This is a genomic window from Proteiniphilum saccharofermentans (genome assembly GCF_900095135.1).
Lineage (GTDB): Bacteria > Bacteroidota > Bacteroidia > Bacteroidales > Dysgonomonadaceae > Proteiniphilum > Proteiniphilum saccharofermentans.
Window position 1 is genome coordinate 3,032,120 of sequence record NZ_LT605205.1, and the last position, 26,662, is coordinate 3,058,781.

General features: G+C 44.5%; 23 protein-coding genes and 1 tRNA gene. 14 read left to right on the plus strand and 10 right to left on the minus strand.

All coding sequences use genetic code 11. From position 1 onward, the window contains the following. The first annotated feature begins 146 nt into the window (after positions 1–146). The 8 genes from PSM36_RS11880 (at position 147) to PSM36_RS11915 (ending at position 9,485) form a co-directional block, all read left to right on the plus strand. Positions 147–869: an ABC transporter ATP-binding protein gene (locus tag PSM36_RS11880; RefSeq protein ID WP_076931074.1), complete on the plus strand. Its 723-nt coding sequence runs from the start codon at positions 147–149 to the stop codon at positions 867–869. Further along, positions 866–2,128, plus strand: a complete 1,263-nt coding sequence (locus PSM36_RS11885; protein ID WP_076931075.1) for an ABC transporter permease — start codon at positions 866–868, stop codon at positions 2,126–2,128. Before PSM36_RS11880 ends, PSM36_RS11885 begins: the two co-directional genes overlap by 4 nt. 33 nt (positions 2,129–2,161) lie before the next feature. Beyond that, on the plus strand, positions 2,162–3,409 hold the full coding sequence (locus PSM36_RS11890) for an ABC transporter permease (protein ID WP_076931076.1): 1,248 nt from the start codon (positions 2,162–2,164) through the stop codon (positions 3,407–3,409). Between the two features lie 133 nt (positions 3,410–3,542). Beyond that, a complete protein-coding gene (locus tag PSM36_RS11895; RefSeq protein WP_076931077.1) occupies positions 3,543–4,649 on the plus strand; it encodes an efflux RND transporter periplasmic adaptor subunit in 1,107 nt (368 codons plus the stop codon). A 5-nt stretch (positions 4,650–4,654) separates the two neighbouring features. After that, positions 4,655–5,965, plus strand: a complete 1,311-nt coding sequence (locus tag PSM36_RS11900) for a TolC family protein (RefSeq protein WP_076931078.1) — start codon at positions 4,655–4,657, stop codon at positions 5,963–5,965. A 108-nt stretch (positions 5,966–6,073) separates the two neighbouring features. Next, positions 6,074–6,790, plus strand: coding sequence for a head GIN domain-containing protein (locus PSM36_RS11905; protein WP_076931079.1), 717 nt, complete (start codon positions 6,074–6,076; stop codon positions 6,788–6,790). A 389-nt stretch (positions 6,791–7,179) separates the two neighbouring features. After that, positions 7,180–8,022 carry a 6-bladed beta-propeller gene (locus PSM36_RS11910; protein WP_232001434.1) on the plus strand — a complete coding sequence of 281 codons (843 nt, stop codon included), beginning with the start codon at positions 7,180–7,182 and terminating at the stop codon, positions 8,020–8,022. Between the two features lie 137 nt (positions 8,023–8,159). Further along, positions 8,160–9,485 carry an IS5 family transposase gene (locus tag PSM36_RS11915; RefSeq protein WP_232001436.1) on the plus strand — a complete coding sequence of 442 codons (1,326 nt, stop codon included), beginning with the start codon at positions 8,160–8,162 and terminating at the stop codon, positions 9,483–9,485. Positions 9,486–9,641: 156 nt separating this feature from the next. On the opposite strand, the gene PSM36_RS11920 is transcribed toward PSM36_RS11915, so the two are convergent. From PSM36_RS11920 to lpxD, 5 genes are all read right to left on the minus strand, one after another. Further along, a complete protein-coding gene (locus tag PSM36_RS11920) occupies positions 9,642–10,514 on the minus strand; it encodes a carbon-nitrogen hydrolase (protein WP_076931081.1) in 873 nt (290 codons plus the stop codon). Between the two features lie 108 nt (positions 10,515–10,622). Next, a complete protein-coding gene (locus tag PSM36_RS11925) occupies positions 10,623–11,645 on the minus strand; it encodes an agmatine deiminase family protein (RefSeq protein WP_076931082.1) in 1,023 nt (340 codons plus the stop codon). Between the two features lie 4 nt (positions 11,646–11,649). Next, on the minus strand, positions 11,650–12,438 hold the full coding sequence (gene lpxA / locus PSM36_RS11930; protein ID WP_076931083.1) for an acyl-ACP--UDP-N-acetylglucosamine O-acyltransferase: 789 nt from the start codon (positions 12,436–12,438) through the stop codon (positions 11,650–11,652). A gap of 18 nt (positions 12,439–12,456) precedes the next feature. Continuing rightward, a complete protein-coding gene (locus PSM36_RS11935) occupies positions 12,457–13,839 on the minus strand; it encodes a bifunctional UDP-3-O-[3-hydroxymyristoyl] N-acetylglucosamine deacetylase/3-hydroxyacyl-ACP dehydratase (protein WP_076931084.1) in 1,383 nt (460 codons plus the stop codon). Positions 13,840–14,063: 224 nt separating this feature from the next. After that, positions 14,064–15,110 carry a UDP-3-O-(3-hydroxymyristoyl)glucosamine N-acyltransferase gene (gene lpxD / locus PSM36_RS11940; RefSeq protein ID WP_076931085.1) on the minus strand — a complete coding sequence of 349 codons (1,047 nt, stop codon included), beginning with the start codon at positions 15,108–15,110 and terminating at the stop codon, positions 14,064–14,066. Positions 15,111–15,360: 250 nt separating this feature from the next. Between lpxD and PSM36_RS11945 the strand changes: the two genes are divergently transcribed. Then, positions 15,361–15,436: transfer RNA gene (locus tag PSM36_RS11945), tRNA-Pro, on the plus strand. A 112-nt stretch (positions 15,437–15,548) separates the two neighbouring features. On the opposite strand, the gene PSM36_RS11950 is transcribed toward PSM36_RS11945, so the two are convergent. Together PSM36_RS11950 and PSM36_RS17380 are read right to left on the minus strand one after the other, a co-directional pair. Further along, positions 15,549–15,797, minus strand: coding sequence for a DUF5053 domain-containing protein (locus tag PSM36_RS11950; protein WP_076931086.1), 249 nt, complete (start codon positions 15,795–15,797; stop codon positions 15,549–15,551). A 155-nt stretch (positions 15,798–15,952) separates the two neighbouring features. Further along, complete coding sequence (locus PSM36_RS17380; RefSeq protein ID WP_154671020.1) at positions 15,953–16,117, minus strand: hypothetical protein; 165 nt, start codon at positions 16,115–16,117, stop codon at positions 15,953–15,955. Between the two features lie 272 nt (positions 16,118–16,389). Here PSM36_RS17380 and acnA point away from each other — a divergent pair, with 272 nt between their 5' ends. Next, positions 16,390–19,167 (plus strand): aconitate hydratase AcnA, encoded by a 2,778-nt coding sequence (gene acnA / locus PSM36_RS11955; protein ID WP_076931087.1) that lies wholly within the window; start codon positions 16,390–16,392, stop codon positions 19,165–19,167. Between the two features lie 123 nt (positions 19,168–19,290). On the opposite strand, the gene PSM36_RS11960 is transcribed toward acnA, so the two are convergent. Beyond that, on the minus strand, positions 19,291–20,787 hold the full coding sequence (locus tag PSM36_RS11960; protein WP_076931088.1) for a succinate CoA transferase: 1,497 nt from the start codon (positions 20,785–20,787) through the stop codon (positions 19,291–19,293). A 41-nt stretch (positions 20,788–20,828) separates the two neighbouring features. Beyond that, positions 20,829–21,332: a hypothetical protein gene (locus PSM36_RS11965; protein WP_139233497.1), complete on the minus strand. Its 504-nt coding sequence runs from the start codon at positions 21,330–21,332 to the stop codon at positions 20,829–20,831. Positions 21,333–21,643: 311 nt separating this feature from the next. On the opposite strand from PSM36_RS11965, the gene miaB reads away from it, so the two are divergent. From miaB to PSM36_RS11985, 4 genes are all read left to right on the plus strand, one after another. Continuing rightward, on the plus strand, positions 21,644–22,993 hold the full coding sequence (miaB, locus tag PSM36_RS11970) for a tRNA (N6-isopentenyl adenosine(37)-C2)-methylthiotransferase MiaB (protein WP_076931090.1): 1,350 nt from the start codon (positions 21,644–21,646) through the stop codon (positions 22,991–22,993). A 126-nt stretch (positions 22,994–23,119) separates the two neighbouring features. After that, positions 23,120–23,362: a YtxH domain-containing protein gene (locus tag PSM36_RS11975; protein ID WP_076931091.1), complete on the plus strand. Its 243-nt coding sequence runs from the start codon at positions 23,120–23,122 to the stop codon at positions 23,360–23,362. Between the two features lie 27 nt (positions 23,363–23,389). Further along, positions 23,390–23,767: a phage holin family protein gene (locus PSM36_RS11980; RefSeq protein ID WP_076931092.1), complete on the plus strand. Its 378-nt coding sequence runs from the start codon at positions 23,390–23,392 to the stop codon at positions 23,765–23,767. Next, positions 23,764–24,147, plus strand: a complete 384-nt coding sequence (locus PSM36_RS11985; RefSeq protein WP_076931093.1) for a hypothetical protein — start codon at positions 23,764–23,766, stop codon at positions 24,145–24,147. Before PSM36_RS11980 ends, PSM36_RS11985 begins: the two co-directional genes overlap by 4 nt. Here the strand turns inward: PSM36_RS11985 and PSM36_RS11990 are convergent. After that, entirely contained in the window at positions 24,140–26,440 is a 2,301-nt protein-coding gene (locus PSM36_RS11990; protein ID WP_076931094.1) for a RelA/SpoT family protein, read from the minus strand. The two genes, PSM36_RS11985 and PSM36_RS11990, sit on opposite strands and share 8 nt — an antisense overlap. Between the last annotated feature and the right edge of the window lie 222 nt (positions 26,441–26,662).

Consider the following 26,662-nt stretch of genomic DNA (forward strand, 5'->3'; position numbering starts at 1 on the left):
CTGTTAATTGAGTCGCGTTCGCTCCTCGATTTTCAATTCTCGCAATGGCATATTCACGAAAACGTTCATGACCCTGTAACCATTCAGCTAGAACAATAGTCTAAGCAAAAAACAGCAAATATAGAGGAAACAAGAAATAATATCATATGATTCAAATCCGGCAATTACATAAGTCCTATCGGACGGAAGCACTTTCCCTCCATGTCCTGAAAGGTATCGATCTTGAAATAGGGGCGGGAGAATATGTCTCCATCATGGGTGCTTCAGGTTCGGGGAAATCGACTCTGCTCAATATCCTGGGTATTCTCGACACTTACGATTCGGGCGAATACTTCCTCAACGGTACACTGATAAAGAATCTCAGTGAGACACAGGCTGCGCTTTACCGCAATGAGATGATCGGTTTTGTTTTTCAGTCGTTCAACCTCATCAACTTTAAAAATGCTCTGGAGAATGTGGCTCTCCCACTCTACTACAAGAAAGTAAGCCGCAAGAAACGGAATATTATCGCGCTGGAGCATCTCGACAGGATGGGACTGAAAGATTGGGCGCACCACATGCCGAATGAACTTTCCGGGGGACAGAAGCAACGTGTGGCTATTGCCCGTGCACTGATCTCTGATCCAAAAATTATTCTGGCTGACGAACCTACCGGCGCCCTCGACAGCAAGACTACCGTGGAAGTGATGGAAGTGCTGACTAATCTCAATCGTGAAGGGATCACCACCATTATCGTGACCCACGAACCGTCGGTTGCAGATGCTACCAACCGCATCATCCACCTGAAGGACGGTATGATCGAATATGAAACACGCAAGGATAACGGCGTACATATCACCACCCAACTTCAAAAACCACAAATGGTATGACCGACCAGCTTCATGAAATACTGGGAACGCTGAAGAAAAACAAGATGCGGACAACCCTCACCGGGCTCTCGGTGTCGTGGGGTATCTTCATACTGATCGTCCTGCTGGGGGCTGGCAACGGCCTCAGAAACGGGGTGATGCAAAATTTCAGCTCCAGGGCGGTCAACCGCATCAACTTATGGTCAGGCACCACCTCCATGCCCCACAAGGGATTGAAATCGGAGCGGAACCTTCATTTCACGGAAAGTGAAGTGAATATGATCAGGAGCGAGGTGGAGGAAAGTCGGCTCATCACGGCCCGCATCAACACCTCACAGACCATCTCTTACGGCAATGAATACGGTTCTTACCAGGTGAGGGGCGTAATGCCGAACTATTTTGATATCGAGAACCTGATTATTGCCCCGGAAGATGGGCGTTTCATCAATCAACTCGATATAAAGGAGTCGAACAAGGTAATCGTATTGGACAAGAAAGTCGCAGACCTGCTCTTCAAGGACGAGTCGCCGCTCGGCAAACAGGTAAAGGTAGGACAAATCATGTTCAAGGTGGTAGGGATCAATTCCAAGAAAGAACAGTGGGGAGGATCGAATACCTATATCCCCTTTTCCACTGCACAGACCATTTTCAATCCCAACCGGAAATTCTACCAGATCACCTTTACCGTGGACGGACTGGTGACGAAAGAAGAAAATGACCGGTTCAACGAATCGCTCAGAACGCTGATGGGACAACGGTTGAACTTCAATCCCGAAGACCAGCAGGCACTCTGGATATATAATGCACAGTCGGACTATGTGGAGACAATGAAGATTTTCAGCGTGATCACCTTCATAGTCGCTCTTATCGGTATCCTCACATTGATCGCAGGAATTGTGAGCGTAAGCAACATTATGCTGGTGTCGGTAAAAGAACGTACGCGGGAGATAGGGATCCGCAAAGCCATCGGCGCCACGCCGGTATCCATTTTGAAAACCATTATCCTGGAGTCAATCATTATCACCACTGTTTTCGGGTATATCGGGTTGATGATGGGTATCGGTCTCACCGAAATGGTCAACTTCTTCATGGAACAGGCTGCCGCCGCCCAGGCTGTGTCCGACGAACCGCAGATGTCGATATTCACTAATCCTACAGTAGATGTGGGATATGCCCTGTTCGCAACGATCATACTGATCATCTCAGGGGTGATCGCCGGTTACCTGCCCGCCCGCAAAGCGGTAAAGGTGAAACCGATTGAAGCGATGAGACAGGAGTAATAATTTTTAGTTTTTCACTTTTAATTTAAAAGTATGTTTGATTTAGACAGGTGGCATGAAATATGGATCACTATCACGCACAATAAATCACGGAGTGTGCTGACCGCCTTTAGCGTCTTCTGGGGAGTGCTGATGCTGGTGCTGATGGTGGGATCAGGCAATGCGCTCGAAAAAGGTATCTTTTCACAGATCGAAGGGTTTGCCACCAACTCCTGTTTCTTTGAAGCCAACCGGACAACACTTCCTTACAAGGGTTTCCGGAAAGGAAGGAGATGGAACATTACCAACAGCGATATTCCTGTGATAAAAGAAAAGGTAAGTGAATTGCAGTACATCTCTCCCATGCTGTTCAGCGGCGGCAATGAAAAAAATGTGGTGAGGGGCGATAAAAACGGCTCCTACCGGATAAAAGGCTGTTATCCCGAATACGACCTGATAGAAAAGAGCAAAATGCTCTACGGACGGTATGTCAATGATATCGATATCGCGGAAAAGAGAAAAGTATGCGTCATCGGAGAACGTATCTATGAAGTACTCTTCCAGAAAGGAGAAGACCCTACCGGCAAACAGGTCCGTGTGAATGGCATCTATTTCCAGGTGGTGGGAGTAGCCCGTAGCACCTCAGGCGTCAATATAGGGGGTGAAACAGCCGAAACGGTTGTCTTACCATTCTCCACCATGCAACAGGCTTTCAACCAGGGAAATATCGTTCACCTACTGGCAGCCACCGCCAAAGAGGGAGTTCCGGTAAAAAAGGTGCAGGACCAGATACTGGAGATCCTGAAACAACAGCATCAGGTCTCACCCGACGACAAAGACGCGGTATGGACCATGAACATAGAGGAACAATTCAAAATGTTCAACTACCTGGGTATCGGCATATCCGCTCTGATATGGATCGTGGGACTGGGCACGCTCTTCGCGGGTGCCATCGGCGTGAGCAATATCATGCTGGTCACCGTGCGCGAGCGCACCAAAGAGATCGGTATCCGCCGGGCACTGGGAGCCACGCCGCGGAACATCATAGGGCAGATCCTCAGTGAGAGCGTAGTGCTCACGGTATTAGCAGGACTCCTCGGTATTGTGCTGGGGGTGGGCGTGCTCCGGGGGGCCGGAATCGTACTCAGCCAGGGCGACCAGTTCTTTAAAGACCCGCAGGTCTCGTTCGGCATGGCCATCGGTTCACTCCTGATCCTTATTGTGATTGGTGCTATGGCGGGATATATACCTGCACAACGGGCTATGATGATTAAACCCGTAGAAGCGATCAGTGAGGAGTAGTAAAATGTGGGAAGGTGAAAAGGAAGGAAGGTCGATTTGATTTGTTGATTTAACGATTTATGGAATTTGAATTGGAAATCAGTGTAGCTAAATCTTGAATTTTGAATATAAAATTTGAAATATAAAAAATAGTATGAAGAAAGTATTGCGAATTGTAGGATTGACCCTGTTAGGGCTCTTGGTAATATCCACCTTTGTATTTCTCTGGCAGAAATCGCGCCCGAAAATTGTAACTTACAAAATAGAGGCGGCCACCAAAGGTGATATCGAAAAACGAACTGTGGCTACAGGGAAAGTAGAACCGCGCAATGAGATCCTAATCAAACCGCAAATGTCGGGTATCATTGCCGAGGTTTACAAAGAGGCAGGCGAAACCGTAAAGGCCGGAGATATCATTGCCAGGATACAGGTAGTACCCGATATGGTGAACGAAAGCAGTGCCGAATCGCGTGTCGAAAGAGCCCGGTTGGCTGCCAACCAAAGCCGGATCAATTATGATCGGGATAAAAAACTCTTTGAAAATGAAGTGATTTCAAGGGAAGAGTTCGAGAAGGTGGAATTACAGTACAAAAACGATCAGGAAGAACTGCGCGCCGCCAACGACAACCTGAGTCTGGTGCGCACCGGGATTACCAAAAGTTCGGCACAGACCAGTAACACGCTGGTACGTTCCACGGTAAGCGGTACTATCCTCGATGTTCCTGTCAAAGCAGGTAACTCGGTGATCCAGTCCAATAATTTCAACGACGGTACCACCGTGGCATCGGTGGCCGACCTGGGGGACATGCTTTTCGTCGGCAAGATCGACGAGACGGAAGTAGGTAAACTCTCGGTGGAAATGCCCATGGAGATCACCATCGGCGCCATCCAGGACCTAAAAATACCCGCCTTGTTAGAGTATGTCTCACCCAAAGGCATAGAAGAGAGCGGAGCCATTCTCTTCGAAATGAAAGCCGCCCTGCAATTGCCGCAGGATTTGTTTATCCGGGCAGGCTACAGCGCTAACGCCGATATTATTTTAGATCAGCGTAAAGATGTGGTAACCATTCCTGAAAGTTCAGTGGAATTTAGTGGCGACTCGGCTTTCGTCTATATGGTGAAAAGCGAGAAACCGCAGGAATTCGATCGGAAGCATGTGAAAATCGGCTTGTCGGACGGAATCCGTATCGAAGTGACCGAAGGGCTGAAAGAGAATGACAAGATCCGTGGAACAGAGATCATTGAGGACAAGAAAAAGTAACGACCATGCATATCAGAACTATTATCATCGCCCTGTTCTTCAGCGCTTCCCTATTTCCGGCAGCGGCACAGCAGAAATATACGCTGTTGGAGTGCATCGATATTGCGCTGGAGAACAACCGCAACATCAAACAGCAGGAAATCGGCAGGCAACAGCGGGAGATCGCTTACAGCCAGGCACGTGCAGATCTGCTGCCCAACCTGAACGCTTCGGCAGGGCAGAATTTCGTATTCGGTCGCTCCATCGGCCTCGACAACGTTTATGAGAACACCAACTCATCGCAGACCAGTTTCAGTATCGGGGGTGATATCACCCTTTTCGACGGTTTGCGGATGAAACACAACATCGACGCACGGAAGGCCGACATGCAGGCGTCGGAAGCCGATCTGGAGAAGATGCGCGACGATGTGGTAATGAGTGTTTCTACCGCCTTCCTTCAGGCATTGCTCAACCGGGAGTTGCTGCAGATCGCGGAGAACCAGATCGAGACCACCCAGGCCAACCTGCAACGGCGGAGTGAATTAGTGAAAAGCGGCAAGATGGCACAGGGAGAACTCTATGAATTAGAAGCACAGTTGGCCAAGGAAGAACTGAACCGTGTGCAGGCAGAGAGCAACCTCAAACTGGCATTGCTCGATCTCGCCCAAATCATGGAACTGGAGGAATTCAACAACTTCGATATTACAGCGCCCCCCGCTGAAACGCTGATCAACGAAGCCACCCTTTTGCAGTCGGAAGCGGTATACGAAAGTGCACTGGTGAATCGTCCGGAGATACGAGGCATGCGCTACCGGCTGGAAAGCAGTGAAAAAGAACTGTTGATGGCAAAGGCACAATATTACCCCTCCCTCTCGTTCGGAGTGAATATGGGAACCGGCTACTACAGGATGAGCGGCAGGGATAACACCTCTTTCAGTTCGCAATTGCGCAACAACATGAGTAATTCGCTCGGTTTCAGCCTCCGTATTCCCATCTTCAACAGGTTCCAGATCAGGAACAGTGTCCACAGTGCAGAACTCGCCATAGCCAACACACAACTGGAAATGGACAAAACAAAAGTCGAATTGCGCAAACGGATCGAGCAGGCTTATTACAACGCCACAGGCGCCAAAAGCCGATGGGATGCCGCCCAAAAATCAATCGCAGCCAGTCGTGAAGCCTACCGTTTCGCGGAAGAAAAATATGAGAGCGGCCGTGCCAATTCCTATGAGTTGTTCCTCGCCAAGAACAACCTTACACAGGTGTTGGGAGAAGAAGCACAGGCCAAATATGAATACGCATTCCGTTTGAAGATCCTGGAACTGTTAAAAGATTGAACATCCGTAACCATTTCATTGATTTGATGCTCCAATGAATAAATGATGCACTCATTTGCTCAACTTATAACTCATAACTCATAATTTATAACTCAACATTCAACAGACATGAAAATATCAGCTACATTAATCCTTATTGCAGTGCTATTCACAGCCTGCATTTCCGTAGGAGCGCAATCGCGCCAGGCTGCGGATCAATTTGAAGTGAGCGAATTTACGGCTATCGAGTCATCGGTAGTAGCCAACATTCATATCAAGCAATCCCCTACGGTCAGCGTGACTGCCGAGGGTAGCGAAGAACTGCTCAACATCCTTGACGTGCGGATGGACAATGATAAACTGATCCTCACAATGGAAGACCGTTTCCTGAAAAGGCACAAAGGCCGTGCCGACAAGTTGGTTATCTCCATCTCCACCCCTACCCTTACCAGGCTCGATTTCGACGGTGTGGGGAATATCGAGATCGATGGCGCTTTCAGTACCCCCGAACTGACTATCGATTCGGAGGGGGTAGGCAATCTCAGGGCAGACAAACTCGATGCCGGATCCATTTATATCTCTTCCGAAGGAGTGGGCAACATCTCTTTGGGTGGCAAGACCGACAAAGTGGAGATAAAGTCCCAGGGCGTAGGAAACATCAATACTACGAAACTCACTTCACGAAGTGCCGTGGTCACGTCGCAGGGAGTCGGTAACGTAAGCTGCTACGCGTCGCAACACCTCAAAGTACGCTCAGAAGGTATAGGCAATGTCACCTATTATGGCAACCCGGCAGACAAAGAACTCAATAAAGAGAGATTAGGAAAAATAAAAGCAGGGAATTAATCCCCTTGACTACTATAAATACTCTACTTCTACTTTTAATTACAAAAAATTTCGAGGACGGAGGCTTGCGAAAGTCTCCGTTCTCTTTTTTTAACATTAAATATTTACGTAAAACGTCCCTGTCTACGATTTATTCGTAAATTTGTCGCATAGGGATTTATAACTGATTAACGAAAATGCATTTATGTGTAAAATCAAAAAAAATGATGAAAAACAGTACAACATTACTATTAGCGCTGATAATTTTATTGTTGCCTTCTTGTATTAATAAGTCAACACAAACAGAGAAACACCACAGCCATCGGAATAACATTATTAACATACATGGTCAAATACAAGAGATTCAATTCGAAGAGGCATACCTTAGTAATTTCGCCAGGATATATATAATGGATGATTATCTAATTATCAGTGACCATAAATCTTTTGAAAACCTTATTTACATTTTTGATAAAAACAATTTTAATTGTATTGCCAATATTGCCCCAAAAGGACAAGGCCCCTATGAAATCACCAATATGGGGCATATAGGTATTGACGAAAAGAATCGTATTTTTTATGTGACCGACCACGGTAAACAGAAGATATTCAGCTATCAACTGAATAGCGTGTTGACAGACCCTTCTTATAAACCGGTTGAAAAACTTAATCTTAACGAACATCAGTTTCCGAGTAGATACATGCTGATAAATGATTCGCTTTGTATCGGACTGATCATTGAACCTATCGGTAACTACGGATTCAATCAATCTATCGCCAAATGGAATATAAACTCGGGAGAAATCATACCTATGAAATACACGCATCCTGAAATAGAAAGAAAACGTGTATCTTTTGCGGTATCCCAGGAAAATGGGATCTATGTGGAATGCTATCATCACCACGAACTTTTCACAATATGTGATTTGGAAGGCAATTTAAAATACAACGTCTATGGAAGAAAATGGGATAACAGGACTTCCAATGCGAAACAATATTTCGGGGATGTCATTATTTGTAACAACAGGATATTGGCTTCCTTTTTCGACGGGATGGATAGAACTTTTTCCAATGACGATCTTCCGACGCAATTGCTTGTCTTCGATATAAACGGTAATTATATTAACACATTAGAAACAGGATACCGGATCATAAACCTCTGCTATGACGACCGGAATGACAGGTTAGCCATGCACTTTGATGATATGATCCAGTTTGGATACTTAACTCTCGATGACAACTTACTTAACTAATCGTATTATCAATGAAGAAGATATTTAGTCGATCCTTAAAATAGGCATAATTATCTGATGAGCAGCAAAATAACGTTAGTATTTCTTGTGTGTTTTTGCCGTTTTTTGTATCTTTACGGTATGAAACCCTGCAAATTATGATAGGAAAATTACCGGAAAAAGGACAGCGCGATTTATTCCGTCCTATGCTGAAAGACTTTATCGACAGCAAGCACGAACTTGTTTTGCTTGCAGACAAAATAGATTGGGAATACTTCGAAAACGAGTTTTCCCCGCTGTATTCAGAAAAAGGGGCTCCAAGCGTTCCCATTCGTCTGATGGTGGGTTGTTTGATGCTGAAGCATCTGTACAATCTCGGCGATGAACGTATACCCGAGTTTTGGGTTCGAGACGTTTACTTCCAGTATTTTTGTGGCGGAGAATTTTTCGAACACAAGTTTCCTTTCGATCCGAGTGATTTTGTTCACTTCCGTAATCGTGTGGGAAAAGAAGGCATAGGCAAAATATTCGCCTACAGCGTGCATCTTCACGGAAAAGAAGTACCCAGGCAATCCAAGTTTGTTCTTTCGGACACCACAGTCCAGGAAAACAACACCACTTTTCCCACCGATGCCAAATTGTGTAAAAAGGTTATCGACAAATGCAATAAAATAGCCGAAGAATCGGGTATTAAGCAGCGTCAGCGTTATACACGGGAGAGCAAGCAGTTGGTTCGCGACACTTACAACGGCAAGCATCCCAAGCGGGCAAAAAAAGCCGGAAAAGCAAAGCGACGGTTGAAAACCATAGCAGGGGCCTTGTTGCGAGAACTTGAACGCAAAATGAGCGATGAGCAAAAAGCGCTTTACCGGAAAGAGCTGTCGCTTTACAAGCGTGTTATCAATCAACAGAAAGATGACAAAGACAAGATTTACAGCCTTCACAAGCCTTTTACACGCTGTATCCCCAAGGGCAAAACGCACAAACAATATGAGTTCGGCAATAAGGTCGGACTGATAACTACGGGAAAAAGAGGTCGAAAAGTTATCACGGCGATAAAAGCTTTTTTGGATACGCCTTATGACGGAGACACCATCGATCCTTTATTGGAACAAATGCAGCAGAACAAGCTGAAACTACCCCAAGAGCTGGCATACGATCGTGGCGGGAAAGGCAGAAAGCAGATTAAGGGAGTAACCATCATTACCCCCGACAAACCCAAAGCATCGGATACGGTTTATCAAAAACGGTGCAAACGCAACAAATGTAGAGCCAGAGCAGCCATCGAACCCATTATCGGACATCTGAAAAAAGACTTTCGTATGGAACAAAACTACTTGTGGGGCGAAAAAGGCATACAAATCAATGCTTTTATGGCTGCAACGGCTTGGAACTTGAAGAAAATGATGGAAAAACTCGTAAGAGAGTTTTTGGATTTTGTTCTCAGAATATTTTTCAAGCAGAGATTACAACTTGCGACCTGATAAAAGTGATTTATTAAGGAGAGACTATTTACTCTATGTGGAAAGAATACGTAAATCTCGATAGCAAACATGCCAACAGAAAGCATCTGGATTTTATGACACAATTTCATTAAAATATTACAGATTACCTGAAAGAAGAAATATCCTTATAAGGGATCAATCGATCCATCGTTTGGTCAATTGGCCGTATTCGTCGATACGGCGATCGCGGAAGAAAGGCCACCAGCGGCGTACATTTTCGGTACGTTGCCTGTCGATCTCAATAATACTGGCAATCTCCTCACTGTCGGTACGATATAAAAATTCCCCTTGGGGACCACAGACAAAACTGTTTCCCCAGAAATGAATGCCATTGGTAAGTCCGGAAGGATCCGGTTCAAAGCCGGTGCGATTCACTGCGATAACGGGCAAACCGTTGGCTACGGCATGTCCCCGCTGCAGCGTAACCCAGGCATCAAGTTGCCGTTGTCTTTCCTTTTCAGGATCGGTAGACTCCCAACCGATAGCAGTAGGATAGATCAGCACTTCCGCTCCCGCGAGTGCCATCAGGCGCGCCGCTTCGGGATACCACTGATCCCAGCAGACCAGCACTCCCAGCTTTGCAACAGATGTCTCAATAGGGTGAAATCCTAAATCACCAGGAGTAAAGTAAAATTTCTCGTAATAGGCAGGATCATCAGGAATATGCATTTTTCGGTACTTACCGGCAATTGTTCCATCCTTCTCGATCACTACCGAAGTATTATGATAAAGCCCTGCAGCACGCTTTTCAAACAAAGAAAGGACAATAACCACCTCCACCTCTTTAGCCAGGCTGCCAAATAAATCGGTGGACGGGCCGGGAATAGTCTCCGCCTGGTCAAACACAGCCGTATCCTCGGATTGACAAAAATAGAGACCGTTATGCAACTCCTGCATCACAATCAACTCTGCCCCATCCTGAGCCAGCTGTCTGATTTTTTTCTGTAAACGGCTTATATTATCTTCCCTATCGGCCGTATTAGCCTGCTGAATAATTCCGACTCGCATACAAAATAACCAATTACAAATTACTAATTACCAATTTATTACAGAGCACTAAAAATAAAACATCATTTTCAATTGTCATTCTCCACCTTCCCACTGTCCCACTTTAGGTCACAGAAACCCGATGGGAAACTGCATGGTCACACAGTGTAACGAACCGTGTTGCCGGATAAGCGGCCTGCAATCGACACCAATTATCTCCCTGCCGGGAAAGGCCCTCCGTAGTTGTTCTTTTGCGACCTGATCTTTCTCAGTACCGTAGAACGGAACCAATACCGCCCCATTGACAATAAGAAAATTGGCATACGTAGCGGGCAAACGCTCCCCATCGTGATATGCCGCATCTGCCATTGGGAGATCAATCAGCCGGTAGGGCCGGCCATCGTATGCAACAAATGACTCCAGTTCCTTCTCCATCGCACTCAACTCTTCATAATGCTCGTCTTGCGGATCGTCGCATTTCACATAGGCAATGGTATGTTCATCACAGAAACGAACCAGCGTATCGATATGGCAGTCAGTATCATCACCTGCCAGATAACCGTGGTGGAGCCATAAGATACGCTTTGCACCAAGGGATTGTTTCAGATAACCGCCAATTTCATCTTGTGTCATTGGCTGATTACGGTTGGGAGCCAGAAGGCACTGTACAGTAGTAAGGAGTGTTCCTTTTCCGTCCGACTCTATCGATCCTCCTTCCAGAATAAAATCTAAATTATTCCGATAAGCAACTCCGGGTAAAAAAAGATTTTTTTCAAAAAGCCGGCTTGTAATCAGGTTATCCCGGTTGGCTACAAATTTCAGTCCCCATCCATTGAACCCAAAATCGGATATCGCAGGTTTATCATCAATGAATAAGGAAATGGCACCGTGATCCCTCGCCCAAGTATCGTTACTCCCTATTTCAGTACAAATAAGGTTTTTCTGTTCATCCCGGGAAAAATATTTCTCAACCTCACCGGTATCATTGCAGACCACCAATAGCTTTTCCCGTTTGAGTATCTCTCTTGATAATGCGACATAGCAGGCGGTAACCTCTTCCAAATCATCTGCCCAGTCAGTATTAATATGTGGCCAGGTAACCTGTACAGCGCTCTGCGGATACCATTCCGCCGGAAAAAAGATCTCCGGCATATCCTTACCCTTCCATATTTCCACGGACAATACCGCGACTTGACGAACGGATGAATTCCAGGACATGATCACGATCGTCACTGACAGGCAGTTCCTTCTCTATCCTCTCTGCAGCCTGGGTAATATTGAACCCGGACTGGTAAAGATAACGATATATCTCCTGAATAGAATTAATGCGTTCACTGATGAAACCCCGGCGCCGCAATCCTACGACGTTTAAACCCACGAATGTAATCGGTTCACGTCCCACCATGACGTAAGGAGGAATGTCCTTACCCACTTTAGATCCGCCCTGTATCATCACATGAGCACCTATTTTAGTGAACTGATGCACTAAAGCACCCCCACTGATGATAGCATAATCTTCAATTTCCACTTCACCGGCCAATTGGGTAGCGTTCCCCAGGATTATATGGTCGTTGAGCACACAATCGTGTGCGATATGGCTATACGCCATAACCAAACAATTAGCACCCACTTTCGTAAATCCTTTCGAGGCGGTTCCTCTGTTCACAGTAGCGCATTCTCTTATAATAGTATTGTCTCCGATAATCGCTTCCGTATCTTCACCGCGGAACTTAAGATCTTGCGGGATACCGGCTACTGTGGCATGCGGAAAAATGGTACAATCTTTTCCAATACGGGCTCCCGACAGCACCGTCGCATGCGTCATCACCCGGGTACCATCTCCTATCTCAGTATTTTGATCGACATAGGCAAAAGGTTCTACAATCACATTCTCCCCTAGTTTAGCCTCCGGGTGCACATAAGCTAAAGATGAAACACTGTTCATATATACCGTTAGTTTATCTTATTTATTTTTGATGATTTGAGCCGTGAAGTCGGCTTCGGAAACTACTTTATCTCCAAGGAATGCCAATCCCCTCATAGTGGCAATACCTCTACGCATTTCGCTGGTAAGCTCTACCCTGAAGATAATGGTATCACCCGGTACGACTTTATGACGGAACTTTACATTATCGATCTTGAGAAAATAAGTAGAATATCTTTCCGGTTCATCCAATCCTGAAAGTACGAGCAATCCGCCTGTCTGAGCCATGGCTTCTACCTGTAATACCCCGGGCATTACCGGTTCCTGGGGAAAATGACCTACAAAAAAAGGTTCATTGGTCGTAATATTTTTCACCCCCACAATAAATTTATCTGTCATCTGTATAATTTTATCCACCATCAGAAAAGGATAACGGTGAGGCAACAATTCCCGGATTCGGTTATTATCCATAACCGGTTCCTGTGTCACATCATATACAGGCGGCTGCACTTCATTGAGTTTAATATCTTTACGGATAATCCTCGCCAATTGATTATTGATCTTGTGTCCGGGGCGTGTGGCTATAAGCCGACCTTTAATAGGTTTACCGATCAGCGCCATATCCCCGATAATATCGAGCAGTTTATGGCGGGCGGGCTCATTGGGAAACATCAATTTACGGCTGTTCAGATAGCCCAACTCATCTGCATTATGGTGAGGCACATTCAGTTCATCGGCTATATCATCTAACTCTTTCTGTGATAATTTCCTTTCATAAATTACGATTGCATTATCCAGATTGCCTCCTTTGATAAGACCAGCCTGACGTAATTGTTGGATTTCGCGTACAAATACAAAAGTACGCGCAGGTGCAATTTCAGTCTCATAATCGGTAACGGTATCCATCGACGCCGATTGGTTAGGAATATATTTCGAATCGAACTCTATAAAGGAGTTAATACAGAATGCATCGTCGGGCAAGAGTGTCAGTTTTGAACCGGTCTCCGGATCAGATACCTCAATCTTCTTGCGTACCACGTAGAAATCTTTGTCTTTATCTTGCTCCTGAATACCTGCCTTTCGGATTTCTTTTACATATTCAATCGCACTTCCGTCAAGTATAGGGAATTCAGATGCATTAACCTCTATCAGACAGTTGTCAATACCCAGGGCGAACAATGCCGAAAGTCCGTGTTCGATGGTACTTACGGTTACATCACCTTTACCGATTACTGTCCCGCGCTGCGTATTCACTACATTTTCCGCCAACACCTCAATCACCGGCTGATTTTCCAGGTCAATTCTTTTTATCTTATATCCGTGGTCTACAGGCGCAGGATTGAAAGTAACTACAATATCCAATCCGGTATGAAGACCTACACCGCTTAACGTGAAGCTGTTTTGTAATGTTTTCTGTTTCATATAATAAAACTATCTACCTTAAAAGGCACCTATGGAACATAATTTATTTCTCATTTTTCCTATTTATGTGCAAAGATAACATCAACTAAACAATTTCACCCCATTACGGTTCAATAAAATGCATATTTCCTATTGCAAATGATCAGTTGCACAGATTCTTTTTAAATTTGTGAGAAGTATGGTATATTTCTTAATAGAGCAATGGTTCTTAACAGGATAGTAACTTAATCACCGGATTCAAGCTTTTTTTTCAGCTCTGACAACTCTTTTTCCAGGGCATTCAGTTGCCGGTACATATCAGGCAGCTTGGGCATGATTATACTTGATTTGAAGAAACTCTTCACAGGCATAGCAGGGGAACCTATGATTTCCGACCCCTCTTTGGTATTACTGATAATCCCGGACTGCGCACCGATCTGGCTGTTCTTCCCGATAGTAATATGACCGCCAATACCTGCTTGTCCGCCAAACACACAGTTTTCTCCGATTTTGGTAGAACCGGCAATACCTACCTGTGCAGCCATGGCAGTATGTTCTCCAATTTCACAATTGTGCGCGATCTGTATGAGATTATCGAGTTTTACACCTCTACGGATGATGGTAGATCCCATTACCGCGCGGTCAATGGCTGTATTGGCTCCAATCTCCACGTCATCTTCGATAATCACATTTCCCAATTGCGGTATCTTATGATACATCTCCCCCTCTTTGGAAAAGCCAAATCCATCCGCACCAACCACGGCGCCGGAATGTAATATACAATTATCCCCTATGACGCAATTATGATATATCCTCACGCCAGGGTAAATAACCGTATTTTTCCCGATCTTCACATTATCTCCTATATAAGACTGCGGATAAATTTTACAGCTATCACCGATCTCTGCATGATCTCCGATATAAGCGAATGCTCCCACGTAAACCTCTCCTCCGAGATTCGCCGTAGGTGAGATAAAACTCATTGTGTCAATACCGGTCTTACCGGGGATACTTTTATTTACCATCTCCATCAATGAGGCCAATGCAGCATAAGCATTGGGCACCTTTATAAGGGTGGCCCTGACTGGCTTCTCCGGCTCAAAACCACTGTTTACCAATACAATATCGGCTTCTGTATTATAAATATAGTGGGTATATTTGGGATTGGCCAGGAAAGTGATGGTACCTGCTTTCCCCTCTTCTATCTTTGAAAAATTGGAAACTGTTACTTCCGGGTTGCCGACTATCTCTCCTTTCAGAAAATCGGCTATTTGCTTTGCAGTGAAAGTCATTGAATATAACTATTTCGTTTTAAATATGTTGAAGCCTTACAGAGGTAATCTATTCATTATTTTCTCTATCCATATACCACAGTTATGGATGGGTAAAAAGGCACCAACGATCTCTCTATTTATATTTTAAACCGCAAATTAACAACTATTTTTTTATCCGATCATAAATAAATTCATAATATACATTAAACAAAGCAGAATCTAAATTTGTGGAATTAAAAATAATGTGGTACTTTTGCACTCACTTTTTCGGGATGTAGCTCAGTCCGGTTTAGAGTACTCGTCTGGGGGGCGAGTGGTCGCTGGTTCGAATCCAGTCATCCCGACAATGCTGGTAAAAAAGACTTACATAGTGTTGTAAGTCTTTTTTTATGGGAGCATGACAAATTCGCGACGATTTCCCTTTTACAACAAGACATATTGATGAGACTTATTTCATTATTCAAGCCTGTCGGCTGTCTGACGGATACGTTCTGCAAAATCATACAGTGCATTTTTTAATTGTTGCAGTTCGTCTTTGGTAAAACCACCCTTACCGCCATTACCATCAATCTCATTGATTTTATTGTATATCCAAGACGATGATTTATCAAAGTATTTCTGCGCTATTTTTGCCCAAGTAATATCCAAAGCAATATCTTTCAACTGTTCCCTGGTGGACACTTTTTCAGATGTTATTATTTTCATACGATTATTTTATTTTTTATATTTCGGTGTATGGAACCTTTGATATTTAAAATAATCATTCCCTTCGGGTGTCTAATGATTATTTTAAACATGTCGGTTTCATACTCTTTCGTTTTACATAATTAATGTGTTAAATAACAGTACTTCTCTCAACTCTATTCTTCCCTTTCTTTTTCCTCTCCAGGGTCGTAATCTTTTGAAAGCAGATTATCGAAGAGTTCCCTAATATAAAATTCATACGTCCAGTTAAAGAAAATTCTTGAGTTTCTATAGTTCCTGATCACTTCGATCAGTTCCTTTTCATCTTTTGTCAATTTCATTTCCTTATCTGCTTTTAATTACCTTACAAATATACTATGAAAATTCATAGTATCCAATTATACAAACATTTTTCTAAATTCATCGGGCAGAGCAATAGCATCATCACAAAAGAAATTCAGTGTTTCCCACTCAACCCCTCTCAGTAATATCCCGGGAAAGGACTCTACATTCATCAACTTACGGGAGAAAGAATTCGTCACAATAAGGAATATTTAAACTATTTGCTCTTCTTCGTTGTTAGTTGAATTAAGACTAATATTACAGATGTGCTATGGAAACAACTAAATCAAAATCACTCCGGGAACTTACAGTGAAAGGGAAAAACTACTTTTACAGTTCTCTCAAAGGCCTTCCTTACGGTCAGGTTGAACATCTTCCATTCAGTATTCGTATCCTCCTTGAAAATGTATTGCGGAATTACGATGGATTCAGCATCACCGATGACCATATCAATACATTGGTTAACTGGTCGCCCACCCCGGTTGATAAGGATATCCCTTTTAAACCGGCACGCATTTTAATGCAAGACTTTACAGGAGTCCCTGCTGTTGTTGACATGGCTTCACTTCGAGCCGAATATATCCGGCATGGTAAAGATGGCCAGAAGATCAATCCTGCCATCCCGGTTGACCTGGTGATCGACCACTCGGTGCAGGTCGACTATTTCGGCACAGACTATTCATTTAACAAAAATGTAGAGGTTGAGTATGAACGAAACCGGGAAAGATATGAATTATTAAAATGGGCACAAAACGGCCTGCACAATTTTACGGTAGTCCCTCCCGGATTGGGTATTTGCCACCAAGTTAATTTAGAATATCTGGCCAAAGGAATTATAAGCCGTGACGGCTGGTTATTCCCTGACACATTGGTCGGCACCGACTCCCACACTCCTATGGTCAATGGTATTGGTGTGATTGGATGGGGTGTTGGTGGTATCGAAGCGGAAGCTGCCATGCTTGGACAACCTATCTTCTTTACCTGTCCCGAGGTGATAGGGTTGAAGTTGACAGGAAAAATACCGGAACAGTGTACAGCTACCGATATGGTATTGTCTATAACCAAAGTGTTAAGGGACAAAGGGGTCGTAGGAAAGTTTGTTGAAGTATTCGGTGATGGACTGGACACTTTAACGGTTACTGACAGGGCCACTATCTCTAATATGTCGCCCGAATTTGGATGTACGGTAACCTATTTCCCGATTGATGACCTCACTTTGCAGTACATGCACCAAACCAATCGTACGGAAGAAGAGGTAGAGATTGTCGAGACATATTGTAAAGAGAATCTGTTATGGCGGACAGGAAATGAAGATATTCAGTATTCCTCACTGGTGGAATTTGACCTGTCTACTCTTGAACCTACAGTTTCAGGGCCTAAGCGCCCACAGGATAAAATACTGGTGAAAGAATTAAGCAAGCAATTCGAACTCCTGCTGGAAAAAGAATATGCCCGCTCATATTTCCCGGTACATGACAGACGTGAATCCGCCTGGCTTGCAGATGGAGGATCGGGAACAGAATTTACCTTTGGTAAGGTTCCGGTAAATACACCCACCACCTATGAGGTAGAAAAAGAATCTATCCGGTCTGTAAGGATCAAACATAAGAACAAGGAGTTTATACTGAGCGACGGCAGTATTGTGATTGCCGCAATCACCAGTTGTACGAACACCTCCAATCCGGCGGTAATGGTCGGTGCCGGCTTATTGGCAAGGAATGCGGTAAAGAGAGGACTACGCACTAAATCGTGGGTTAAAACTTCCCTGGCTCCGGGATCTAAGGTGGTGACTCAATACCTGGAACGCTCGGGACTCAACGTAGATTTGGAGGCCTTACGTTTTCATACGGTAGGTTATGGTTGTACATCCTGTATCGGGAATTCCGGCCCGCTTCCCCCGCATGTGGCTGAAGCTGTTGAAAAGGGTGAATTGATCGTATCTGCAGTATTGTCCGGCAACAGGAATTTTGAGGCTCGTGTCCACCCACAGGTAAAGATGAATTTTCTGATGTCTCCGATGCTTGTCGTTGCGTATGCATTGGTAGGCAGAATAGATGTAAATCTGATGGAAGATCCTTTGGACTATGATCCGAATGGCGATCCCGTATATCTTCGTGATATCTGGCCTGGCAGGGATGAAATCGTGAAAACAATCAAATCCTGCATGAGGGTGGAGGATTTTAAACAGGTCTACGATGTGATTTTCGATGGATCTACCGATTGGCAGAATCTAAAAGTCAATCTGGATCAGAATTACGAATGGGACAGAAATTCAACATACATTAAAGAGTCTCCATTTTTCGAGGGACTCACTGAAGATTTGCAGCCGCTAAAAAACATCCATAATGCCAGGGTATTGTTATATCTGGGTGATTCTGTGACGACTGACCATATCTCTCCTGCCGGGTCATTCAAAGAAGACAGTGCCGCAGGTAAATATCTGTTGGAGCATGGCGTTTGCCGGGCAGACTTCAATTCTTACGGTTCTCGCAGAGGTAATCATGAAGTGATGATGCGCGGTACTTTTGCCAATGTCCGCATCAAAAATAAAGTTACAGATAGAGAAGGTGGATATAGTACTTATTTCCCGGCAAATGAAGTGAAAACCGTTTACGAAACGGCAATGTCATATAAAAACGACGGAACACCCCTGATCGTCCTGGCCGGTAAAGAATACGGTTCCGGTTCGTCAAGAGACTGGGCGGCAAAAGGGACATTCCTGCTGGGAATAAAGGCTGTGATTGCCGAGAGCTTCGAGAGGATCCACAGAAGCAATTTAGTGGGCATGGGTGTTGCTCCATTGGTATTTATCAACGGGCAGAACGCCGGGTCCCTGAGTTTGGATGGCACAGAAACCTATTCCATAACAGGTTTGGAGAACGATTTAGTTCCTCATAAAATACTTGACGTGAAAGCGGTACACCCGTCAGGGAAAGTCACAGATTTCCAAGTTGAAGCGCGACTGGATTCCGACATTGAAATAGAATATTACAAAAACGAAGGTATTTTACAATACGTATTGCGGGAATACCTCAGGAGGGATAATTAAATTCGTGGCCCCTCTCCATTACCCGGGTATTAAAAAGTTATCCTGGCAGAAAACCTTTCCTGCCAGGATAACTCCATTTATTTCTAATTTACAAACTTCCTTGGGTTATCTGTAAGTGGACACCTACCCTATCTGATACTTCGAAAAATCAGTATTGAGCATACTACCTGTTTCCCTCAATGTGTGATGGAAAGCAAAACAAGCATAGATATCCTGCGGAAGATGCCCGTTGACACCGCGATTGAGATACTCGTGTAACAGTGGCCGGTAATCGGGATGAGCACATTTTTCAATAATCTCTTCGGCACGTTTTCTCGGCCCTTTACCACGCAGGTCGGCCACTCCATATTCTGATACCACAATTTTCACCGAATGCTCGTTATGATCTTCGTGCGTCACCTTGGGCACGATACAACTGATTGCTCCTTTTTTAGCAGTAGAAGGGGTCAGGAACACCGAGAGGTAGGAGTTACGGGTAAAGTCTCCTGATCCGCCGATCCCGTTCATCATCTTGGTACCGTTCACATGGGTGGAGTTGACATTACCAAAAATATCCACCTCTATGGCAGTATTCAAAGCGATGATACCGAGCCGGCGTGCCAGCCCCGGATTGTTGGATATTTCCGAAGGACGCAACACCAATTTATTCTTGAAGAAATCAAGGTCGTTATAGAACTGGTGAAGCACTTCATTGCTCACTGTGAGGGAACAACCACTGGCAAAAGAGATATTTCCTTTCTGCATCATATCAATCACTGCATCCTGGATCACCTCAGTATATACTTCAAAACGAGGAATATCAGGATTACTTCCCATGGCGGCGAGTACCGCATTGGCTATATTTCCCACTCCTGACTGGATTGGTAAAAAATGAGCGGGAATACGCTTTGCATTTATCTCGGAAACAAAAAAGTTTGCCACGTTTTCACCAATACGGGCAGTCACCTCGTCCACCGGAGCAAAACCACCTCCCTCTCCGTCTTTTTCCGTCTCCACCACGAAAATTTTTTTGGGGTCCACCTTCACATAATCAAGCCCTATTCGGTTCTGTATCTCGTAAATAGGTATCTCTCTCCGCTTGGGAGGATCCTGTAGTTCATAGATATCGTGAATACCGCGCAACTTGGCAGGAACTTTTTTATTCAATTCCACAATGACGATATCCGCCAAGCGACAGATGGTAGGGGTAATACCTACCGCTGTTGTTGGTACAACCTCTCCCTTTTCAGTCACTTCACAAGCCTCAACAATAGCCACATTGATTTTACCAAAAAAACCATAACGGATTTCCTGTGCCAATTGAGAAAGATGAAGGTCGAAAAAATCGAATTCATTTCTGTTGAGCGCTTCCCGTGTATCTTTGTTGGTTTGATAAGGTGTACGGAACTTGATCGCTTTCGCACGGGTGAGTGCACCGTCTATGGAATCGCCGGTGGATGCTCCCGTGAAAACTCCGATTTTGAAAGGATTGCCCTTGGCGTGCTCCGCCTCCGCCCTTTTAGCAATCTCCACCGGAACCACTTTGGGACATCCGGCATGTGTAAAACCGCTGAAGCCTACGTTGTCGTCATTTTTCACGAGTGCCGCAGCCTCCTTAGCGCTAATAAATTGTAGTGCCATAAACAATAAATATTTTTGTGTTTAGATAAATCGATATAATTTCAATACTTTCTCTGCATAATCTCCCCGTAAATCAACCCTTTTTTTAGTTCTTCACGGCCTGCATCGCCTCTCAGACTTTGCACCAACGGATGGAGGGTTTTCTTTGATTTCTCCTCCCGGGCATTATCAGGCGCATCGGGTGAATCGGGATCTACTTCATAAAATGAATTCGCATCATAATCAAAGGTATAACTTGAGAGTGTGGTCGGTTCTTCGTGAATAGATACCAGATCGACTGAGGATTGGAAATTTTCGTACCGGCTCTTTGCCGAGTATGCGGCAGGCGCAGGCGGGGGCAGAGTTACATGCCTTTCGGATTTCGTCCGGGGAGGTACGATCTCTTCTTCTTCAAAAAATGGACGGAACTCAACTTCCGGCGGCTGCTCTGCTTCCGCTTGCCTTTGTTGCTGTTGTTTCTGCTTTTTCTTGCGGGAATCATTAAAAAAACCCAATATCATGAAAAATACCAGAAGGATAAAATAAATAATATCTCCAAACTCCATATTTTGATTAATTTTGTAACCGGACAAAAATAGTGATTTTTTCTGAATTGAAGGTTACATGGTCAATATAAAAATCGAGAGCAACTTCACAGCCACTCTCGAGCAATTAACCAAAACCTTAACTATGAAAAAATTTTTATTTTTCCTTGTGGCAAAGTTAGCATAAGAAATAGAATATTGCAACTTTTCTGTCGAGAATTTGACATTTTAACTTTCCCGGGAATTTTATGATATATATCACAGTTTACAAATAAGTTATGAAACCGGTAATGAAGGTTCCATACATCGAAATGAGAAAATAAAATTATCGTATGAATCCGAACGAAGTAAAAGAAAAAAAACTATTTATAGAGACTTATGGTTGTCAAATGAACGTGGCGGACACGGAAGTGGTTGCTTCGATCATGGAGATGGATGGCTACCGCCTGACCGACAATGACCGCGACGCTGACGCCATTTTCGTAAACACCTGTTCTATAAGGGATAACGCAGAACAGCGAGTAGTACAGCGACTGGAATATTTCAATGCCCTGAAAAGGAAACGGAAGGCACCTCTTATCGTAGGTGTATTGGGATGTATGGCCGAAAGGGCAAAATCGGACCTGATCGACGATCATAATGTTGACCTGGTGGTAGGGCCCGATGCTTATCTCGACCTCCCTAACTTAGTCGGGGCAGCCGAAAGAGGTGAGAAAGCCATCAACATCCAACTGTCAAAAACAGAGACATACAAAGATGTAATCCCCTTGAAATTGAACGGGAGCAACATCTCCGGATATATTTCCATCATGCGCGGATGTGATAAATTCTGTACTTACTGTATTGTCCCCTTTACCCGGGGGCGGGAGCGCAGCCGCGAACCGGAGAGTATCCTCAATGAGTTACGCGTTATGCGCGAAAAGGGATTCAGGGAAGTAACCCTATTAGGGCAGAATGTAAACTCTTACCGCTTCATGGACAGCGACAGAAAGATTGATTTCCCCGCACTGCTCGCCATGGTCGCTGAAGCCGCACCCGAAATGCGGATCCGTTTCACCACATCACACCCCAGGGACATGACCGATGAGACGCTGGAAACGATCGCCAAATACAAAAATCTTTGCAATTACATCCATCTTCCTGTGCAATCGGGAAGTTCAAGGATGATGAAGCTGATGAACAGGAGATATGACAGGGAGTGGTATATGGACAGGATTGCCGCCATCAAACGGATTATTCCCGGTTGCGGACTTTCTACCGATATCATGTGTGGATTCCATTCCGAGACGGAAGAAGACCATCAGGAAACTCTCTCCATGATGCGTGAAGTAGGTTTCGATTCGGCCTTTATGTTCAAATATTCGGAACGGCCGGGCACATATGCTGCCAAGCGTTTGGAGGACAACATACCCGAAGAGGTCAAGAGCAGACGCCTGCAGGAGATTATCGACCTGCAAATGGAGTTATCAAGGCAGAGTAACGAAAAAGATATGGGGAAAGAGTTTGAAGTACTCACCGAAGGCTTTTCCAAGCGGTCACGGGAACAACTTTTCGGCCGTACCGACCAGAACAAAGTGGTTATTTTTGACAAGAAAAAGCACCGTATCGGAGAGTTTGTGAAGGTGAAAATAACCGGCTTCACACCCGCCACATTGCTGGGAGAGTCGTTGTCCGCAGAATAATCCCCGATCCCGGAAATTACAGTTTCGAAAAACAATTTTGCCGGTAATGTGTTCTATTTAGTACAGGTATTGGAGCGACAAAACTTGATTGAACATCAAAATAACTAACTATTAAACGCAAAAATTATGAAATCAGAAGCAAAACTATTATTAGGTTTAGGAATCGGCGTTGCTCTTGGAGCTGCAGTAGGTTACATTATGGGAAGTGACAGAAAAGAAGAGTGGTTGGAGCAAGCCAACGAATTTGCAGATAAAGTACGAGCTAATGTAAAAACCGCGATCTACAAAGGAAAAAGTGAAGTACACGATTTAAAGGAGGATATCGATGACATTGCCGAAATAGCAAAGAAAGAGTTGGCAAAACAATAATATCCTATCCTTTAACCAAACAAAACGATGGAAGAAAAAAAAGTAAGTACGCTATTCGAAGAAATGCGGGATGATATTTCGAACTACATTTCCAGTTCACTTGAACTCGGGAAGTTGGAAGTGTACGAGAAATTAAGCCTGGGTTCGGCTGCCATCAGTTATGGTTTGATTATAGCCGGAATCGCTTTGGTAGCGCTTTTTTTCGCACTGGTAACAGCAGCCCTCTATTTGGGAGAATTGCTTCAAAGCCTTTGGGTCGGATTTGGCATTGTGGCGGCGTTTGCCGTTTTGGTGTTGCTGATCATGTTACTTTTGAAAAAGTATTTCAACCAGAAAGTCACCAATGGAGTAATACGCTTTTTGATGACGCAGGATGATAAAGATGATAAAAAGAGTGACAAATGAGTACCTATAAATTAACTCCGCTGGAAGAACTCCGGTTAGAAAAGAAACGGTTGCGAGAAGAGCGTATTATTGCAAGCCAAAGGCTCTCATATCAATTACAATATCTGAATGATAACTGGGGGACAATGCTCACGAAAGGCGTAGCCTCCTCGGTAAGATCAAAACTGGCCGAGACGGTAGATAATTTGTCGAGTGGTTCTTCATTTTCCGTCACTCCTTTTGTGACGAAAAGGACCAACCCATGGTTGAACCTCGTCATGTCGAACCTACCTCTTATTGGGTCTCTTTCATGGAAAGTAGCCAGGCCGGCACTTATTGCCTTCGCAGTCCGAAAGATTCCATCGATGCTGTTCGGTAAAAAAAGAAAAAAAATTAAATAGTGGATCTGTGGACGGTGCTAACACCGTCCACTTTTGCTATCTTGGCACAGAGTTGATTCACCTCTTCCGCACTATGGACGTGTATGTTGAATACTCCTTCAAAGATACCGTCAGTGGTAGAGACATTCACACTCTGTATGTTAACCACCACATCTTCGGCCAACTTCGACAATATCGTCCCTAATATTCCCACCCGGTCTATTCCCGTAAATACGATGGAGGCCAAAAATGAATATTGCCGATAATCTCCCCACTTCACGGCAATAATGCGGTCCCCAAAATTGGATTTCAGTTTCAAGCCGTTCTGGCAGGAACGCTTGTGTACTTCCACCTCCTCTTTCTCAGTTATATATCCGAATACATCGTCACCCGGAAGCGGATTACAACAGGAAGAAACGATAAAGTTCTTACGGAAATTGGTTTCTGTAAGTTGAAAAACCGCCTTCCGGTCAATCTTCTCCTTCACTCCGGATAACTCTTCCGACACATCAGGTGGTACAGAATCCTTTTGTCCGTTCTTTATATTTTTCTGATCGGCAGGCGGTGCTTTCTTGATCGCATTCATCGCCTGCTTCATATACCGCACGAAGAGATTATCCTGTTTCTCCGGCTCAATCTTCATTTTAAAGAAAGCGTCTTTACCGGAGGGGAGGGAGACTTCGTTATTACCTATCAGGAAGTAGAGGTCATCCTTATTTTCGGCCTTATAGGCCTGAAGTATCTTATTAAAAACAGTGTTATCGATAGGTTCATTTTCAAACAGCTCTTCAAGCATTTTTTGGCCTTTCTCGGTAATACGTCTACGTTGGCGCCGCAATGATGCTTCAATTTTGGTCCGTGCTTTGGCCGTCGTCACGAAATTGAGCCACTCCGGCTGTGGGTTGACCGACTGTGAGGTAAGGATCTCCACCTGATCGCCGCTGCTCAGTTTCTGGCTGAGTGGTGCCAATGTATGGTTTACTTTGGCTCCTAAACAATGATCACCTACCCTTGTATGGATGGTATAGGCAAAATCGAGAGCTGTTGCTCCCTGTGGAAGGGTTTTTATCTCACCTTTGGGAGTAAATACAAAAATTTCGGATGAGAAAAGGTTCATCTTCACCGTATCCAGAAAGTCAATGGCATTGGGATTAGGGTTGGACAACACTTCCTGAATGGTCTTCAACCATTTGTCCAATTCATTATCCTCTTCGATCCTGTTTTCCTTGTATTTCCAGTGGGCGGCAAACCCTTTCTCGGCAATATCATCCATCCTGCGGCTGCGGATCTGTATCTCAATCCATTTTCCGTCAGGGCCCATCACCGTGAGGTGAAGCGCCTGATAGCCGTTGGCCTTAGGATGGCTCACCCAATCGCGTATACGGTCGGGGCGAAGCTTGTAAATATCAGTAATGGCGGAATAGATATCCCAGCACTGTTTCTTTTCATCCATCCCGGGATGCACTTCAAAAATAATGCGTACCGCGAACAGGTCGTACACCTCCGAGAATTCAATCCCTTTGGTCTGCATTTTATTCCAGATGGAGTAGACCGACTTAACCCGTGCCCGCATCTCATACTCCATATCCATCTTGTCGAGTGCCTTTACCACAGGAATGGCAAAGTTCTCATAAATCTTATTCCGTTCAGGGGCTGTCCGCTCAATCTTTTGCGTCAGGTCGGCATAGGTTTCGGGATGCTCATACTTGAAACAGAGTTCTTCCAGTTCGGTCTTGACAGCAAAAAGCCCCAGGCGATGCGCCAACGGGGCATAAATATACAATGTCTCTCCTGTGATCTTGTACTGTTTGGCAGCCGTCATGGAAGAGAGCGTACGCATATTGTGCAGCCGGTCAGCGATCTTGATAAGGATCACACGGATATCATCCGACATGGTCAGCAGCAATTTTCTGAAATTCTCTGCCTGCGCCGATACATTCTCGCCAAACATGCCATGCGAGATTTTTGTCAAGCCATCCACAATCTGTGCGATCTTTTCACCAAACAGTGCACGGATATCTTCCACAGTATAATCGGTATCTTCCACCACATCATGCAATAGGGAAGCAGAGATGGAGGTAGACCCCAACCCCATTTCTCTCGACACAATGCGGGCTACCGCCAGCGGATGCATGATATAGGGTTCACCTGAGCGACGGCGGGCACCTTTATGTGCCTCTTTCGCCATATTATACGCCTTGGTGATGACATCCACCTTCCGCCGGTGGTTTGAGTTCAGATAATCATTCAAGAGAGCCTGAAACTCATTCTCGATCATCTGATCTTCCGCTATCAATTTTTCTTCATCGCTCATATGCCTAATTGACCCTGTTTTTATTGGTTCATCTAACCGGATTTTTTCCTACTAAGCCAATTTATATTTTTCTGCAAGACATGGAGAAAGCCGGATTATAATGTAGAAGTTTACTTTAATGAACGAAATTACAAATAAATCCAAAAATAACATCTATCCAGTCGGTTATTTTTCTCCTGATAACTGCTTTCGATGTTAAAAACAGTTGAGAACAGTATCTTC